Below are 17,108 nucleotides of genomic sequence, written 5' to 3'. Positions count from 1 at the left end.
TATGAATGACACCGTTTACCAAATCGCTCACCAAGTGCCCTCGGTCGAAGACTATTTGCGCCTGCGCGCTGCAGGTGGACTGAGTGCGTTTTCCTCGGACGCTGCAAAAATTGGGCTAAAGGGTACGCTCTTCTCCGCCGTTGTCCTGTATCACGGAACCATCGTGGGAATGGGCCGACTGATTGGCGATGGGGGATGCTTTTTCCAGATTACCGACATCGCGGTCGACCCCGCTCATCGCGGACGTGGACTTGGTAAGGCCATCATGTCTGCATTGATGTCCCATGTGGAGGCCGAGCTCCCCGGTACTGCCTATGTTAGCCTGATCGCGGATGTGCCCGCCAACACGCTTTACGAACAGTTCGGCTTCAGGGAGACTGCCCCACGTTCCCTCGGCATGGCCTATCGAGTGAGATGAACTCTTCGATCATTGCTGTCGCAAACCCTTGCAAAATCCTGCTTTTCGCAACATCGCCGCCAGTGCAGACGGCTAAAACAGCGTAAGGCTGTGGCTTGCGGGAGCGCTGTTGGGATCGGGCACCTCCTCCCAAAGCACGTCATTTGGGACCGGGTATAAGTTCAGTCCTGCGTCCGTCGACTATTTCCTCTGCGGTGAGGCGACCGATGAGCGGCGCTAGAATGACGCCGGGATGGCCCGCCGCGACATAGAGGCCGTCCACCTGGGGCAAAAAGCCAAGGCGTGGCAAGCCGTCAGCGAAGATCGGACGGTCGCCGACGTCAGCGCTTGCAAGCATAACGTCGCCAGGCAAATTTAACTCGTCCCTCATCACCGCCAATGTCCGCTCTCCAATCGTTTGCGGGCCGTTTTCTACCCCGTCTTCGACATAGGATTTTGCGACGAGAAGCGTGTTGTCGCCGGCTTGGCGGATTTCCAGGCGCGGTCCACGCAGGATGCGGCTGACGACAGGCATGCTGCAGGCATAGCGGAGGAGCAGTGCTGGAGAGGTCTCAATGTCGGTATCAATACCGAACTCGTCTGCGAGCACATTGATGGCGCTTCCAGCCGCCATCACAATGACGTCGGCCTTGAGGATGCCATCCGAGACTCGGATGCCGGTTACTCGACCATTCGCGGTTTCGATGGCGGCGACCCTTTTGTCAAACCGGGCGGAGGCACCCGCGGCAAGAGCGGCGGCGACATAGGTTCCTGCCAGTCGTGTCGGGTCGAGAGCGAGATCACTGCGGGAGAAGACCGCGCATTCCGGCACCCGGCGCAGACGAGGCTCCCATTCGGCAACGACACTCCGTTTCAACAACTCGACGTCCTCACCCGCACGCCGATGCACGTCGGCAAGCTGCTCGGTCTCCTGTGGTGTCGCTCTCCATATCAGCGAACCGGCGCGGGCATCCGACAGAGCTTCCGGCAAGGACGCTTTCAGAAGCCGATACTCGGCGACCGCCTCGCGCCAGAGCGGGTAGCTGGTATGGTCGGGTGCACCATTGATAACGTTGACCCAACCAAAGGCACGACCCGTGACGCCACAACCCGGTCTCGGATTTTCATCCAGCAGCAAGACATCCGCGCCGCGGACGGCAAGGTTATAGGTGATGGCCGAACCGAGTATACCGGCACTGATGACGGCGATGCGTGGTTGGTGCAATCTCATGGAACGGCCTCAAAGTGGCGGAAGTGGTCGCGTGGTCGGTAGGCATCGTGTGCGACGATGACATGACAGCCCAAAAATGACGCAAAACCGTTGGTGAACCACCTTCTGTTGCACGAAGTCACCGAATTGGGCGGGCGTTACGTCCGCTTCTGGACACCTCACATGACCTTAGCGGTCCCAACGGACGTGGCGGTCACTTTACCGTTGAACGCGGCGAGCTTCACCACCACCGACTAATGCGGGGAATTTTCGCCATGGGTTTGGTGCAGCCAATCGTCCATGAAGTCGAGAAATGCCCGAACGCGCGGCGACAAAAACCGCCCCCTCGGCATGACAACCCACAGCGAGATGGTGTTGGACCGGTTCACGTCAGCGAGAATCTCCACCAGTCGGCCTTCGCGCACCGCTTGCCCCACGACGAAATCGGCGAGACGGACGATGCCGTGGCCAGCAACTGCGAGGTCGAACAGCATCCCGACATTGTCGCAACTGATGCGGCCTCTGGGCGTGAACTGCTCGATGCTAGAATCCGTCGCGATAGGCCAAGTCGGGGCGGTAACTTGATTGGAAAGCCCAATGCAATTGTGGCGCACCAAGTCGGTCGCTGATCGCGGCGTTCCATGTTTGCGGAGATAGTCCGGCGACGCGCAGATGAGGCGGCGACCCTCGGCTAACTGGCGCACTACAAGGTCAGAGCCGGCCGAAGGGCTGCCGCGAATGATGATGTCGACCTGCTCTGCAACCGGATCGACAAGCCGGTCGGTCAAGGTGAGGTCCACCGAGACATCCGGAAAGCGCGCGAGGAACGCCGGTATCGCGTGGAGAAGTGTCTGCCGGGCAAAGCCCGTGCTGGAATTAACGCGAAGCAGACCTTTGGGCGTTATGCGTGACGACGACACGTCCGCTTCGGTTCGCGCGATCAGGTCGAGCACTTCGCGGGATCGCTCAAGATAGAGCGCGCCTTCCGTTGTCAGCGCCAGTTTTCGTGTCGTACGCGTGAGGAGCCGCACACCAAGCCGGTCTTCAAGCCGTGAGACGAGCCTCGACAGCGCCGAAGGCGTCAGGCGCAGTTCCTCTGCGGCTTTGGCAAATGAGCCAAGCTCCACCACGCGCACGAACGCCGCCATTTGATGCGCATCGGGCATATTCGTGAACTCCAGTCATGAGTATGGAGTCGTCCTATATGATTATCAGTCTTTCGGGAAAGAATAAACAAGGAGTTCTGCAGCGCCAACCAGGACAATCCACATGGACGATCAACCATCTCGACAGGCATTTTCTAAGCGACATGCTCCCATCGATATCGGCAAATACGTCCAGATCGCCGTCCTCGAGCGGCGCAAGGCTATCGCTTCATTCCCGGGAGATGTGAGCCGATGGTTAGGCAAAGCCATAAATCGCTTCGCGGCGGCGGTACAAAGAAGAAGCCGCTCCAGGTAATATCGGCCAAAGAAAGGGTCCAGGCAGACCACCACGTTGTCATCATCACCACTCCCTCCCCGACGAGCATAGTCGACACGGCCGAGGCTCCTAACGTGGATCACCACAGCTGTTACCGGCCTGATGCGAAGTTCGTTCCTTAGTCGAGTGACGGTCTTGAAAGGGTGTGAACAAACGACCCGCTTCTCAAACTGAATATCAATGAAAATTCTCTTCACTTTCAGCGTATCGATATGAAGATCAGGCACGAAGATGTCGCGCGCGGCTATAACCGGCTTCGGCTGATCCCGCGGATCCGGCCCACCGCCTCTGGCGAACTCGTCGCCGCGGCCTGCCGGCAGCTTGAACTCCTCATCCCGATCGGCGAGGCCAACCAGATCACCTGATAGATCGAACAACTGCTGGGCGACAAGATGGACGACCTCCCCTTCCCGCTGGATCCGGCCATTGATCGCCATCATCGAGGATCCGAGAACGACCCGCCGCCGTTTTTCAAAGAGTGTCGGCCAAACGACGAGGTTGGCCGGCCCGGTTTCGTCCTCGATGGTGATGAACACGACACCTTTGGCCGATCCAGGCTTTTGCCGGACCAGCACAAGTCCGGCGGTATAGACCCATCGCCCGTCCCTCGAATTCATCGCATCAGCACATGTGATGATGTTGCGCGCCGACAGATCCTTGCGCAGGAAGGCGATCGGATGCTGCCGCAATGTCAGCCCGGTATAGCTGTAGTCCTCAATGACGTTATGCCCGTCCGTCATCTGCCGAAGCGCCACCTCCGGCTCCTGCTGCTCGGCGATTGCAGCCATCTCCCGTTCGGCCGCGGCGGCAAACAGCGGCAAGGGTTCATCGCGCAGCGCCTTGATCGCCCAGAGCGCGTATCGACGCTCAAGCTTCAGCGACGGCAGAAAGGCATCTGCCTTGGCAAGCTGGACGAGCGCCTCCGATGGCACGCCGGATCGGCGCCACATGTCGTCAACCGAGGCAAACGCATTATTCATGCGCGCCGCCACGATGCGCGCCGCGTCAGCGACAGCCAATCCTTTCACCTGCCGGAAGCCGAGCCGGACAGCGTGGCGGCCAGAGTTGCCGATCCGCTCCAGCGTGCAGTCCCATCGGGACCGATTGATGCAGACCGGCCGCACCTCGACGCCGTGGGCTCTCGTATCGCCGACAATCTGCGCCGGCGCGTAAAAGCCCATGGGCTGCGAATTGAGCAGCGCCGCGCAGAAGGCTTCCGGATAATGGCATTTAATGTAGCTCGATGCATAGGCGATCAGCGCGAACGAAGCAGCATGGCTCTCCGGGAAACCATAGGAGCCAAAGCCTTCCAGCTGGGAGAAGGTCTTTTCGGCGAATTCCGGCGTGTAGCCGTTCCTCACCATGCCTGACACGAGCTTGCCCTTGAACCGCGAGACGCCGCCGGTGAACTTGAAGGTCGCCATCGACTTGCGCAGCTGATCCGCCTCGCCACCGGTAAAGCCGGCGCAAACCATCGCCACCTTCATCGCCGACTCCTGAAACAGCGGCACGCCGAGCGTCTTGCCGAGCACCGCTTCCAGCTCCGGCGTCGGATATTCCACCGCCTCCTTGCCTTCGCGCCGGCGCAGATAGGGATGCACCATGTCGCCCTGGATCGGGCCGGGCCGGACGATCGCCACCTGCACGACCAGATCGTAGAACGTCCGCGGTTTCAGCCGCGGCAGCATCGCCATCTGGGCGCGGCTTTCGATCTGGAACGTGCCGAGCGTATCGGCCTTGCGGATCATCGCATAGGTCGCAGGATCCTCCTGCTCGATTTTCGACAGGTCGAGATCGCGGTCCTTGTGCTCGCGGATCAGATCAAAGGCCTTGGCCATGCAGGTCAGCATTCCAAGGGCCAGGATATCCACCTTCATGAATTTCAGGGTTTCGACGTCGTCCTTGTCCCATTCGATGATCTGACGGTCCTTCATCGTGGCCGGTTCGATCGGCACGAGATCGTCGAGCCGATCATGGGTGAGGACGATCCCGCCGGGATGCTGGCCGAGGTGCCGTGGCGCACCCATCAATTGCTGCGCTAGTTTCAGAGTGAGGATGAGACGGCGATCGTCGGGATTGAGATTGAGCTCGCGGACATTGCGATCGCAGACCTCCTCCGACCAGGACCACATGCCCGACGACAGCGCCTTAATCACGTCCTCCGGCAAGCCAAACGCCTTGCCGACATCACGGATCGCGCCACGCGCCCGGTAGCGGGTAACGGTGGCGCAGAGTGCCGCCTTTTCTCTGGTATAGGTTCGATAGATCCACTGGATCACCTCTTCGCGCCGCTCGTGCTCGAAATCCACATCGATATCCGGCGGCTCGTCGCGCTCCTGGGATACAAAACGCTCGAACAGAAGATCGTTGGTCGAGGGATCGATACTGGTAATGCCGAGAATGTAGCAGACGGCGCTGTTGGCGGCGGACCCCCTGCCTTGGCATAGAATACCTTGAGACCGCGCATAGCGAACGATCGAGAAGACGGTCAGAAAATACGGAGCGTATTTCATGGTGCGGATGAGATCGAGCTCGTGCCGCACCGTCTTCAGAACATCAGGTGGCATTCCTTCCGGATAGCGGTCGGGAATGCATTCCCAGACATAATGCTCGAGAGACGCCTGGGCGTCCTTGCCCGGGACGATTGCTTCCTCCGGATATTGGTAGGTCAGCTCCTCAAGCGAGAACTTGCATCGCCGAACGATCTCCATGGTCCGTGCCAAAGCCATCGGGTATCGAGGGAAAAGGCGCTCCATCTCCTCCGGTGGCTTCAGATAGCGGTCGGCGTGGCGCTCGCGCTCGAAGCCGACCTCGTCGATTACCGTGCGGGTGCGAATGCAGGTGACAATGTCCTGCAGCTGCCGGCGGCCATGGCTCATGGAAGAGGACGTCATTGGTGACGACCGTCTTCACCTTGAACCGCGTGGCGAGATTGGAGATTTCGTGCAGCCGCAACTGGTCATTCTGCCGGCGCCGGAGGCAAAGAGACACATAGGCGCGGTCGCCAAATACCTCGGCCATCTTGCGCAGCTGGATCGCACAGACGTCATCCGGCTGATCCGGCACCAGTACGCCAATCATGCCATCGTTGTATGCGATGACATCGTCCCAGTGGAGGATGCAGTTGTTCTTGCCGCCCCGCGATTTGTCGAGCGTGATAAGGCGTGTCAGCCGGGAATAGGCAGCCCGGTCGGTCGGATAGACCAGCAACGACATACCGTCTTGCAGATCGAGCCGGCAGCCGACGACCAGACGCAAACCTGTGGCGCGGGATGCTTCGAGTGCCCTGACAATCCCCGCAAGCGAATTGCGATCGACAACGCCGAGTGCTTCGATGCCGAGCGCCTTGGCGGTCTCGAACAGTTCCTGCGCCGAGCTTGCGCCGCGCAGGAAGGAAAAATGGGTTGTGACCTGCAGCTCGGCATAGCTCATGCGAAGATCCCATGCATGAACCAGCGATGGCTTCCGGTTTCAGGATCGATGCCGTCACCGGAGCGAAAGACCCAGAGGCGCTCGCCGGCCTCGTCTTCGATGACAAAGTAGTCCCGCACCGCCTCCATCTCGGCGTCGCGCTGCCACCACTCGCCAAAAATCCGTTCTGGACCATCGGCCCGCTTGACCCTCCGGCGCTTGCCGCGCCAGGTGATCGAGACCGGCGGCCGGTCCGGCATCAAGGCGATCGCCTCGATCAGCTCCGGACGTGCCAGCAGCCGGACCGGCCGGCGCCAATGGCTGACCCAGGTGACCTCGACCGGATCGGCCGCGGCGCTGATGCGCTGGACGGAGCGCTCGGGCACGTCGGAGGCAACGGGTGCCACCCGATAAACACGCTGGCCACGGTTGCCGTAGATATCGATCAGCGGCGTCACGTCCTTCACTTCCTCCTCGACCAGGGAGGAGGATTTCTGGCGCTCCTCCAGCGGCTCAGCCATCACCGCAACCAGGGTGAGTTTTTCGATCCCGAAGCCGGGTTGGATCTTCTCCGTCCGGTCGCGAAACAGCTTCGTCAGCCAGGCGACATCGCGCACCGGCTTCACCGTGCCGGCGCGGATCGCCTGCCGCGTTCCGTCGACCTTCTCGACGATCAGATCCGCTCGGCGCACGCCGAGGCCGCGCCTTTGCAGCTCCTCAATTAGTTGCACGACCAGCCGGCCGACATATTTGTTGATAGTCTCGGCAGCACCAATCGGTTCGGCGAAGGCCCGGCTGACCTCAATCAGTTCGGCGGTGCGGATCGGATCGATCGGTTCGGGGAGGCGGCCGAACATCTGGTCGAGCCGCCGGCCAATCTCCGGACCGAAACGAAGCGTCAGCGGCGCGCGCGGCGTGTTGGCCAATGCACCGATGGTCTGGAAGCCAAGCGTGCGCAGATCGCTGACGACTTTCCCGGGTAGGCGCAGCAACGATATCGGTAGCTTTTCGACGGCGCGGACGGTCTCACCTGAAGGCACGATGACCGTCTCGCGGCTGATGGCACGGGCACAGGCGTGTGCCGCACCCCAGCTGTCGGCGATCGCGACACGGGCGGTGAGCTTCTTGGCCAGGAACTGATTGGCGATCTTCGTCACCATGGCGAGCTCGCCGCCCTGCAGGTGATCGGCACCCTCAGTATCCATGACGATCCCGTCGGTCCCATCAACCGCGACGATCGGCGAGTAGAGAGTCAGCGCCCAAAGCGTGATCCGTTCGAGTGCTGCCGCATCCGTCGCAGGATCCGCCTCGACCAGCATCAGGCCGCGGAATAGCGCCTGCGCTTTGGCTGCGGGTATGCCGACATGCACGCCGGCCTTTCGGGCGGCCGCGTCGGCAGCAGATACCCAACGCTTCGATCCACTCCTGGCAATCACGGCGATCGCCTGTTCAGGCGGTATAGAAGGATCGGCGCGACGAATGCGATCCGTCGGCAGATCCGGAAGATAGATCGAGACGACCCTTGTCATCGCACGCCCTCACGAGAAACTCAGCACACTCGCCCGCTTTCACGCGCATCAATTCCAGCAACCATTGGGCTCTTCCGACGCCCGGGACTGGCAATTCCTCCGACGCTCACCCGCCACCGCGTGGTCGACGCGGTCGGCTGCCCGAAGTCATTTGCCTCCGTCTGCCGCCGCCAGCGTCGGACGGCGAGCGCCATCGTGCCCGTTCGCTCAGCCGCCAGCTGCAGCCGACGGGAGCCCACCATCGGCAGGCGAACGAGTTCGCCGACGACGGCGCCGAGCCCACCAAAGGACAGCCCTTCCTCCATGTTTGCCAGGACGTCTTCCTCCCTGTCGGACTCGACAAAGATCACCCGGTCGGGGTGGAGTCCGACCTGGGCGAGCGCCGGAAAGAAGAGATCGGGGCGCGTCAGGCACCAGACGATCGGGCCTTTGGTGCGGGCCGCAATGCCCGCCGCACACAGGGCTGCCGCCGCACCATCCACCGTGCCCGACCCGCCGCCGGCAAATTCGTGCAGGGCGCCATAGGCCGGGCCACCTCCCGGCAGGACGGCATCGATCTCCGGCACGCCGAAGGAGAGACAGCCAGCCTTTCTGGCTGACACGCCCTCCAGCGAGGCAATGCGCTCGCGCAGATCGGAAATCACCCGTTCACGGGCAGCAGTCATCGTTCACGGCTCCCTTCAAGGTCGTGTTGGCGGCCGACATCATGTCGATCAAAATGTGGATGTTCTCTTTCTGTTCCCGCCCAACGGAAGAGTCAAGCAACCGGAAGGATGGGAATATTATCCTGAACATTAGAAATCCGCGGAATACCCATGGGAATCAGCCCGATAGCGGTCTGCAGATTTTTTTCCGAGTGTTTGAGAGCGTTATCCAGTGATTGAAGCCTATCGAGTGGGATGTCTTCAATCAGGGTTCTTTCTGCCCGGCGCCGGGCTATGGCACGGCCGGCAAGGCCGATGAGTTCGATCGTGTCGATCGCCGGCAGAAGAGTTCCGCGTTCGCGAAACGCGGCGACAGCCGAACTGGCTATCGCAGCACCGTCGTCGGACATGGTCGCCGCTTGAATTGCCGCCAATAGCGCGGCGCGGCGATCTTGCAGCATCGCGCTTCTCGTATCCAGATACACCATTAGCCGCGCCATATGATCCCGACGGGTTTCTTCACGGCGTGCATAGAGGGCAAATTCGTCTGGAGCGGCGCCGATCTGATCAGCAACATATCTCAGCATGGCGCGAGGCGGAGTTTCTTCTGCTCCAAGCACTCGACCCGGGTATCGCATTAGACATAGCTGGATGGCAAAGCCGAGCCGATTGTGATTACGTCTCCGCAGTTCGATCTCCAGGCGATCCGCCAATGACACGAATAGTGTCGGATTAAGCTGTCCTCGTCGACTGGGATATCGACAAACCTCCGGCGATCTTGATCTTTGAGAAGCTTGCGCTTTGCCATCGCCCGACTCCATTCACGACCAATCTGCGTCGAGCGTTGTCGAGTCGGGCCGGACAGAGAAATCAAAACTGGCGCATGACGATGGCAATCCACAGAGATCGGATGCTGCAGGTCCGAACTACAACATCGTTCCTGTTCCGTTCGGCCTTAGCGTACGTGGCTTTTATCAACCAAAGACAGCCAACACCTTGTAATATAGTGTCTTGCATGCGATTCTTCGATCAGTCCCGAAGGAGATAAGTATGTCTGAAATGATGCTAGCAACGCTTTCCAATATTCGGACAGTTGAAGACATGGTTGCAGTGTTTAGGGAGGAGGAGCATTGCCGTCGTTTGCTGGAAGGCATGGTATGGCCGAATGGCAGGGTCTGCCCCGCCTGTGGGTACAAGCGCTCGATCGCGATAGCTGGCCGCGACGTGGGCAAGCGGCGTGCGCGGCCCGGTCTCTATCAATGCTCCAGCGGTGATTGCCGGTTCCAGTTCACGGTGACAACACACACGCCCCTGCACGCCACGAAACTTCCCTTGAGCGTGTGGCTCAAGGCGATGTGGCTGTTGCTGCAGTCGGACAAGGGCTTGTCCTCGGTCCGTCTCGCCGAGACATTGGGGGTGAGCCAACCCACAGCCTGGCGGATCGGTCATGCGCTGCGTCTCATGGTCGCGCGCGAGAACATGCTCGACGGCACGGTAGAGATTGACCATTTCTATCTCGGTGGCGGGCCACGAAAGCATCCCGATGATCCATCGCTCGGAAGAGGCCGCAAGGGACAAGCGAAAACGCTGAAGACGCCGGTCTTGGCGATTGTTCAGCGACCCGCAGACGTCACCCCGGGTCCGCTGCGGGCGACGCTCGCGCCGCCGTCGTTACCGGTCTTACATTGCGTGCTGCCGTAGGTGCGATTCCACCACAAGTTAAGCTTCAGGCACATTTGATGAGTGACGAAGCAAAGGCATTCATGGCTATTGGCGAGAGCTTTGCCGCACACGAGACGGTCAACCACACCAGCCGCGAATATGTCCGCGATACCGTCCACGTCAATTCAGTTGAAGGGTTCAATGCTAGGGTTCGCCGAACCATCGCAGGTGTTTTTCATCATATCAGCCCGGAACTTGCCGACCTATATTTCCATGAAATCGGCTTCCGCTGGTCCCAGCGCATTGTCACCGGCCAAGCTGTGCGAAAAAGCCGAAATGGCAGGGAAGGCATAAAAACTCTTTGGAAGCGGGTGCCGCCGTCGTTGCAATTGCTGCAAGTGTTCCGCGCTGCTACCGGCCGTCAGATGCGCAGAAGCCCGGATGGCGGCATCATCATCAAATCGGCCGTAGCTGCCTTTGGTTGATAAAGGCCGCGTACGTGTGTGGAAGGCTCCCGCGTTGAGGGAAAATTGCTTCGTTATGCAGCGCATCTCGAGTGCAGTCGTGTGTCCGGCCTTTAATGCAGCCCTTCTTTCGACTGCTGGCCTTGAAGGGTTCCGCCAGAATCGTGCCCCCAATCGATTAGACGGACTTTGACGTCCGCTACGCTAAACGGGTTCGGCCGATCCATCGGGATCGAGTTGCTGCCTTCACTTACCTCTTTCGCCTCAAACTTTGAACGGCCTCAGCTATTTGCGGGCTGAACCGCTCTCAGATCGTTGATTTCCTCATATTCGCCGCCTCGCGTCATGATCGACCACGCGATGCGAGCCATCTTGTTGGCAAGAGCGACGGCTGCGACCTTTGGCGGTCGACGTCTCAACAAGCCACCGATCCATCCCGTGCCACTACCTCCGTCGCGACGAATGTAGCGTAAAACAGAGGTTGCGCCGAGCACCAATAATTGTCGGATATATGGATTTCCTTGCTTGCTGATGCGGCCAAGCCGAGCCTTACCCCCGGAGGAGTTCTGTCGCGGCACCAAGCCGAGCCAGGCGGCAAAATGTCTCCCTGACTTGAAAGCTTGGGGATCGGGGACAATCGACGGCAGGGCCGACGCCGTGACAAAACCCACTCCGGGTATGGTTTCCAGTCGGTTCGATAGATCATTTTTGTAATGCCAGGAGATCAGCTTCTTTTCGATTGCCTGAAGGCGTTGCGCCAGGTCGCAAACTAACTTCGCCAGCGCCTCAAGGACGAACCGGGCAAGCTCCGGCAGATCTGATCGCTCTCCTTGCGCAAGCTCCCGTACGATGCGGACCATCTGGCTAGTTCCCACACCAATCGAAATGCCAAGTTCGGCAAGATGGGCACGGATCGAGTGCAGAAGCATCGTGCGTTGCTTGATGAGCAGAGCTCTTGAACGGTGCAACATCGCCGCTGACTGCTGCTCTACGGATTTCACCGGCACGAAACGCATTGTCGGTCGCGTCACTGCTTCACAGATCGCCTCAGCGTCCGCGGCGTCATTTTTCTGCCTTTTGACGTAAGGCTTCACATAGGCTGGCGGCATCAGCCGCACGTCATGCCCGAGAGCCGAAAGCTCGCGGGCCCAATAATGAGCCGTTCCGCAAGCCTCGATGCCGATGAGGCAAGGCGGCACCTGTGCGAAGAATTTCAGCATCTGTTGGCGACGTAACTGTCGCCGCACAACTACATTTGCCATCGACATCAATCGCATGAACCTGGAACACCGATTTCGCTATATCGATGCCAACGGTAGAGATCTCTTCCATTCGAACGCTCCCGGTTTGTCCACCCTAACCGATGCCATTCTAGCACCGGGGGAGCGGGAGCCTTCCATCCCATCGATTTCGGACTGCTCTTGTTCTGACCCCGTGCAGGCGACCATCTGTAAGATTAATCGCCGGTGAACCAAGAACACTGCCACAAACGTATTGCCGGTCAATCATACAAATCAAGTGGTCGGGCCTTCATGCTCTGTCTCATCTGTAAGTATAATGACTAGCTAATCAGCAAGCGTCGTGGCCTCTGTTTGATCGTATGTCACGTAGGCGAGCTGTGGAAGTGAGCCAGCTGGCTGGAAGGCCAGCGTGATGATACCGATCTCAACGAAGTCAAGCCCATCGGCTTTCTTGATGCTCGAGCAGATCGCCGCAAATAGCGACTGGAGCAAGCGTTGAGCAGAGGCGCCAGACCAAGTGCGACGAGAACACCGAGAAACGCGCGAGGGCGTTGTTGACTCTGAAATCATTCCGATACAACCCGCAGAGCGGAAAGCCTTTAGCCAGGCACGCGCTGTTGCAGTTCATTCACCGCAACGGCGACCCGACCCCGCGCAGCCTCTGGAATGGGGAGCACAGGCCGCGGTGGATCGACCCTGCATAGGCCTAGCACATCCGCGATCGTGTACATGACCCTAAAGCTACCGAACTCGCGGAAAAGCGTCCAAAGAGGTTGAAACGCCCCGTCTATCTCTCCGGTTCTGACGCGATCTCCGGATTGCGCCGCGCGCGTCAACGCGAGTGCTTGGGCGGGAAGCAGGCCCCCGACAACCGAAAACCAAGCGTCTCCGCCCGCCAAAAGCGAAGGCGCCGCGCCCGAGTCACCGCTGTAGCCGATCCGGAACGTAGGCGACGTGTGCCCGCGCAGATATGCGAGTTCTCCCGCGAAATCGTCTTCCGCGGGAAGAGGCATCTTGACCGCAGCGATGTTCGCGACTTTCGAGAGCTTCGCGATGAGGCTGTTCGTGAACACGAACTTGGTGGTCCCCGGGTTATTGTAGATGCAAAGCGGAAGCTGCCCGGCGTCAGCCACGGCCGCAAAGTGTTCGTATACCTCGTCCTCCGTCAGCGGCGCGTACGACACGGGCGCAAGGAGCAATCCGTCAGCGCCGGCAATCCTGGCGGCCTTGGCGAGTGTCTGGGCGTCGCTTGTCCTGATAGCACCGACGCCGACAATCACGGGTATGTCTCCACCGACCGCATTAATGGCGGCGTCCACCGCCCTGATCCGCTCCTCAGCCGTAAGGAACGCGTATCCTCCCGTGCTGCCTAGCAGCCCGATGGAATCGGCTTTCGCGTCCCTGATGCGAAGGAGGATGCGGCCGAGAGCCTCGACGTCGACGCGACCGGATGCATCGGCTGGCGTAATCGGAAAGGCCGAAAGACCTTCGAACAAGGACATAGGTTTTCCTTTCAAAAGCGGGAGAATAGAAGTTTCAGGCCTGCAAGGCCAAACGACAGAGCAAGCGTACCTTCTATCCAGCGGCGCGCACTCCGGTAAAGCCGCACCATGGGAGCCGTGGAGAAAACGAGGGCGTAACCGCAGAAGATCGTAACGCTGAGGAAGGCGCACGCCGCTAGAATTATAACGACCGAGGACGACGAGGAACCGGGTCCGAGACCGAGGGTCATTAGCGCGATCCATGCGAGGATCGATTTGGGGTTCATGAGGTGCATCAGAAGACCCCGTCTGTACAGGGCGGCCATCGAGACGGCCGGCCGGCCGTTTTCCGAAGACGTAGCAGGATCGGCCGACAGGGCGCTACGAGCGGCTCGATATGCCAGATAGAGTAAGTAGATGCCGCCGAAGACCTGAAGGATTGAAAGCGCACCCGGATATGTTTTCAGGATAGCTGACACTCCGGTTGCCGCCATCAACCCCCAGAAGATCGATCCGCTTACGACGCCCGATGCCACAGCCAGACCCGCTCGCCTGCCGTCGGTCATAGCCACGCCCATGATACGCATGTTGCTGGGCCCGGGACTTCCCGCAGCGATGACGTAGGCCGTGAAGACCACGAGTAGCTGCTGTATGTCGACGTCCATTGGCTGGTTTCGAATTCGATCTGCGGCGGGTATTGCTATCACCCATTTACCGATCTAGCTGGCAGCGTAGAAGCGCCAGTTTTCAAAAGAAACACTGGTCCAGTCGCTTTGGTTTAACAAGGCGGGAGGACGGCCGCAAGAAGCCTCACGCCCTCTGCGATGCCCTGGACCGGCATCGAAGCGTACCCGAAGACGAAACCTGCGCGACGTTCCGCCTGCTGTGAGAACGATCTGGAAATCGGATAGATTCCGACGCCCGCGGCCAAAGCCTTTCGAGCGAACTCGTTTTCGTCCTCACCTCTGAACCCGTTGAACCATACGACGACGTGGAGACCTGCCGAGGTTCCCACGATTTCCACCCTGTCCCCGAAAACTTCCAACATGGCACCGAGAAACGCCGCTCGCCGCTCGGAATTCATCCGCCTCATTTTCCTGACGTGCCGTTCGTAGATGCCGCTTTCGATAAGGGAGGCGAGTGCCTCCTGCTCGAAGGTGGCCCCATGTCTGTCGGCGATCTGCTTGCACCGCACGAATGGCTCCACGAGGCTCTTGGGTAGGACCAGATAACCGAGGCGGAGGGTGGGCGAGAGAGTTTTCGAAACCGTCCCGATGTAAACAACCCTGCCCTTACCAGAGATGTACAGCGGCGGTATGGGTCGGACGTCGTATCTGTATTCGCCGTCATAGTCGTCTTCGATGACGTAGGCATTTCCTGCTTCCGCCCATTCAACCAATTGCCTGCGGCGTCCGACCGAAAGGACGCCCCCGAGCGGGAACTGGTGGCTAGGCGTTACAAACGCCAGTGTATGGCGACCGGGTTCCGGCAGACAGGCCGTGTCCATCCCCTCCGAATCGCAGCGCATCGGGACCGGCTCTGCCCCGACGGTCAGAAACACGTACCTTGCCATCGCGTAGCACGGCTCCTCGACCAGCACTCGGTCTCCCGGATCGACGAGAACGCGCGCGCATAGGTCGACGGCCTGTTGCGATCCATTGACGACCACGATCTGCTCGGCGTCGCAGCGGATTCCGCGGGCCCGCCAGAGGTAGCCCTGCAAGGCCTGGCGCAGGTGAAGACTACCCGCCGGGTGGCCGTAACCGAGGCGTTCTCGCCGGGCCAACACGGCCGTCGTCAACGCCTTGCGCCACGCCAGCCTGGGGAAATCGTCCGGAGCGACGTCTCCGTACCGGAAATCGTATCGAAGGTTTCCACTTCCAGGCAAGTGAGATGGAAGCTCCATCGCCCGCTTCGCGTAGCCGGACAGCCTTTGGTAGACGTTGCCGATCCTCGGTTCCTGGTCGGTTGACGAAATGGCGACATTGTCGGCGACGGTTGCCTTTGCGCCTTGCCTGACAGTTACATAGCCTTCGGAAATGAGCTGGTCGAACGCCGTTGTCACTGTTGTCCGCGATACCCCGAGTTCTTCCGCCAGCGCGCGGGTGGAGGGAAGTCGGTCTCCCGGCGCGTAGACACCGCTGACGATCTGGTCGCGCAGCCCAAGATATATCCCACGCGCTGAAGCCGACGTGTGCGTTGCATGCCTCAACTGGCCCACTCCCTTTGTACAAAACTGGCACTACAGATAACACCAGCTGCCTGAGATAAGCATGAAAAGTCAAGGAGCGGAGCCCTGGCGTCATCTTCAGCGGCGCGTAGACCGTCATCTCGGCAAGAATTGACCCGGTGCCAAAATCTGGTTTCGCAAGCGACGATCGGCTCTCAATGAACGACGACAAACATCACAATCGCACCGCAGCTGATGACAACGAGCTGGGATTCGCAACCCGTGCGATCTTCAAGGGAGCAACCTCGGAACAGGGGCTCAACAGAATCGCGGCGATCCCGTTCTGCGGTCGGCCCGAGCATCAGCTCTCTGAATATCATGAAGCCCAGCTCGCAACGCCTGCGGATGGCCTCGCCAAGAGGCTCGCCGGTCTTGAGGGAGCGCAGGACGGGTTGCTTTTCAATTCAGCGGTCGCTGCCTTCACTTCACTCGTTCTCGCTACGTCATCGCCAAGTGACAGGGTTATCCTTCAGCGGTCGGCGTGTACCGCCACTACCGCCCTAATGCACGCTGTCCTGTCACGCCTGGGCATAGAGATGATCGCGGTCGAATTAACCGATGCGGAAAACCTGCGCCGGGTGGCTGACGGGCGGTGCCATCTGGTTTTCTTCGAGACGCCCGCCAATCCGTTGAACGAAGTCCTGGATATCCGCGAGGTGTCCCAAGCTGCACATGATCTGGGCCTGACAGTTGCGGTAGACGCCACGTTTGCTTCGCCTGCCCTCCAGCGCCCTCTCGAGCATGGTGCGGACGTCGTGCTGCATTCCCTGACGAGATATGTGAACGGCCATGGCGACACGATGGGCGGCGGTCTTTTTTCGAACGAGGAGTTCATCGGTAGAGTGCGCCGAGCAGCCATGAAGCAGCCTGGTGACTGTAATCTCTCGGCGGATTCGGCCTATATGGTGTCCCGCGGTCTGGCGACACTTTCACTCAGGATGGAGCGGCACAGTTCCTCGGCGCATGCGATCGCACTGACCCTGGAAAGCCATCCGGCGGTCGCGTGGGTGCGATATCCTTACCTTCCTTCGCACCCCGACTACGCCGTCGCCCGACGCCAGATGACAGCGGGGTCAGGAATGGTCGCTTTCGGTCTCAAGTCAGGTGACAAGGCGATCCGTCAGGCGATCGGTAGACTTCGCTTGTTCAATCCAGCTGTAAACGCTGGCGAAGTCGGCAGCCTCTTCTGCAGGTCCGGCGACATTTCCGGAGCGCAACACGTAGCGCTCGCGGACGCCGATCTCTGCAGTCGGCTGGGCCCCGACGTCATTCGCCTCTCGATAGGGCTGGAGGATGCGGAAGACCTGATCGAGGACCTGTGGCAGGCCCTCGCCGGTCTTTGATCCGCGGCCCCACC

Annotated in this window: 8 protein-coding genes and 5 pseudogenes; 3 read left to right on the top strand and 10 right to left on the bottom strand. The window is 60.0% G+C overall.

Annotation, left to right across the window (positions count from 1 at the left end; genetic code table 11):
* Position 1: 1 nt before the first annotated feature.
* The gene (locus tag C5L13_RS20530) at positions 2-418 is read left to right on the top strand and encodes a GNAT family N-acetyltransferase (RefSeq protein WP_105385129.1); all 417 of its coding nucleotides are present in this window, start codon (positions 2-4) and stop codon (positions 416-418) included.
* Positions 419-557: 139 nt separating this feature from the next.
* Here C5L13_RS20530 and C5L13_RS20525 read toward each other — a convergent pair whose 3' ends face one another.
* The 6 genes and pseudogenes from C5L13_RS20525 to C5L13_RS20500 form a co-directional block, all read right to left on the bottom strand.
* Positions 558-1,628, bottom strand: a complete 1,071-nt coding sequence (locus C5L13_RS20525; protein WP_105385128.1) for an NAD(P)/FAD-dependent oxidoreductase — start codon at positions 1,626-1,628, stop codon at positions 558-560.
* Between the two features lie 233 nt (positions 1,629-1,861).
* Positions 1,862-2,773: a LysR family transcriptional regulator gene (locus C5L13_RS20520; protein WP_245571395.1), complete on the bottom strand. Its 912-nt coding sequence runs from the start codon at positions 2,771-2,773 to the stop codon at positions 1,862-1,864.
* A 507-nt stretch (positions 2,774-3,280) separates the two neighbouring features.
* Positions 3,281-6,521, bottom strand: a pseudogene (locus C5L13_RS20515) (error-prone DNA polymerase); the annotation flags it as partial.
* A complete protein-coding gene (locus tag C5L13_RS20510; RefSeq protein WP_170117297.1) occupies positions 6,518-8,029 on the bottom strand; it encodes a Y-family DNA polymerase in 1,512 nt (503 codons plus the stop codon). The pseudogene C5L13_RS20515 and the gene C5L13_RS20510, both read right to left, overlap by 4 nt.
* Positions 7,950-8,694, bottom strand: a pseudogene (locus C5L13_RS20505) (ImuA family protein). The gene C5L13_RS20510 and the pseudogene C5L13_RS20505 overlap by 80 nt, the downstream one beginning before the upstream one ends.
* Positions 8,695-8,888: 194 nt before the next feature.
* Positions 8,889-9,481: pseudogene (locus C5L13_RS20500) on the bottom strand (DUF4158 domain-containing protein); the annotation flags it as partial.
* 242 nt (positions 9,482-9,723) lie between these two features.
* Between C5L13_RS20500 and C5L13_RS20490 the strand changes: the two are divergent.
* Positions 9,724-10,820, top strand: a pseudogene (locus C5L13_RS20490) (IS1595 family transposase).
* 260 nt (positions 10,821-11,080) lie between these two features.
* Here the strand turns inward: C5L13_RS20490 and C5L13_RS20485 are convergent.
* From C5L13_RS20485 to pdxR, 4 genes and pseudogenes are all read right to left on the bottom strand, one after another.
* A pseudogene (locus C5L13_RS20485) lies at positions 11,081-12,131 on the bottom strand (IS110 family transposase).
* 508 nt (positions 12,132-12,639) lie between these two features.
* Entirely contained in the window at positions 12,640-13,542 is a 903-nt protein-coding gene (locus C5L13_RS20480) for a dihydrodipicolinate synthase family protein (RefSeq protein WP_105385126.1), read from the bottom strand.
* 11 nt (positions 13,543-13,553) lie between these two features.
* Positions 13,554-14,186, bottom strand: a complete 633-nt coding sequence (locus tag C5L13_RS20475; RefSeq protein ID WP_105385125.1) for a LysE family translocator — start codon at positions 14,184-14,186, stop codon at positions 13,554-13,556.
* A gap of 113 nt (positions 14,187-14,299) precedes the next feature.
* A complete protein-coding gene (gene pdxR / locus C5L13_RS20470; RefSeq protein ID WP_105385124.1) occupies positions 14,300-15,733 on the bottom strand; it encodes a MocR-like pyridoxine biosynthesis transcription factor PdxR in 1,434 nt (477 codons plus the stop codon).
* A 176-nt stretch (positions 15,734-15,909) separates the two neighbouring features.
* Between pdxR and C5L13_RS20465 the strand changes: the two genes are divergently transcribed.
* Entirely contained in the window at positions 15,910-17,094 is a 1,185-nt protein-coding gene (locus tag C5L13_RS20465) for a trans-sulfuration enzyme family protein (protein ID WP_105385123.1), read from the top strand.
* Positions 17,095-17,108: the final 14 nt, after the last annotated feature.

It is taken from the genome of Neorhizobium alkalisoli (genome assembly GCF_002968635.1).
GTDB lineage: Bacteria > Pseudomonadota > Alphaproteobacteria > Rhizobiales > Rhizobiaceae > Neorhizobium > Neorhizobium alkalisoli.
This window is presented reverse-complemented; position numbering and strand designations above follow the sequence as displayed.

Bases quoted from the DNA above. Each gene is read 5' to 3' on its own strand.
- C5L13_RS20530 (WP_105385129.1), top strand. From the start codon at position 2: ATGAATGACACCGTTTACCAAATCGCTCACCAAGTGCCCTCGGTCGAA.
- C5L13_RS20525 (WP_105385128.1), bottom strand. From the start codon at position 1,628: ATGAGATTGCACCAACCACGCATCGCCGTCATCAGTGCCGGTATACTC.
- C5L13_RS20520 (WP_245571395.1), bottom strand. From the start codon at position 2,773: ATGCCCGATGCGCATCAAATGGCGGCGTTCGTGCGCGTGGTGGAGCTT.
- C5L13_RS20510 (WP_170117297.1), bottom strand. From the start codon at position 8,029: ATGACAAGGGTCGTCTCGATCTATCTTCCGGATCTGCCGACGGATCGC.
- C5L13_RS20480 (WP_105385126.1), bottom strand. From the start codon at position 13,542: ATGTCCTTGTTCGAAGGTCTTTCGGCCTTTCCGATTACGCCAGCCGAT.
- C5L13_RS20475 (WP_105385125.1), bottom strand. From the start codon at position 14,186: ATGGACGTCGACATACAGCAGCTACTCGTGGTCTTCACGGCCTACGTC.
- C5L13_RS20465 (WP_105385123.1), top strand. From the start codon at position 15,910: ATGAACGACGACAAACATCACAATCGCACCGCAGCTGATGACAACGAG.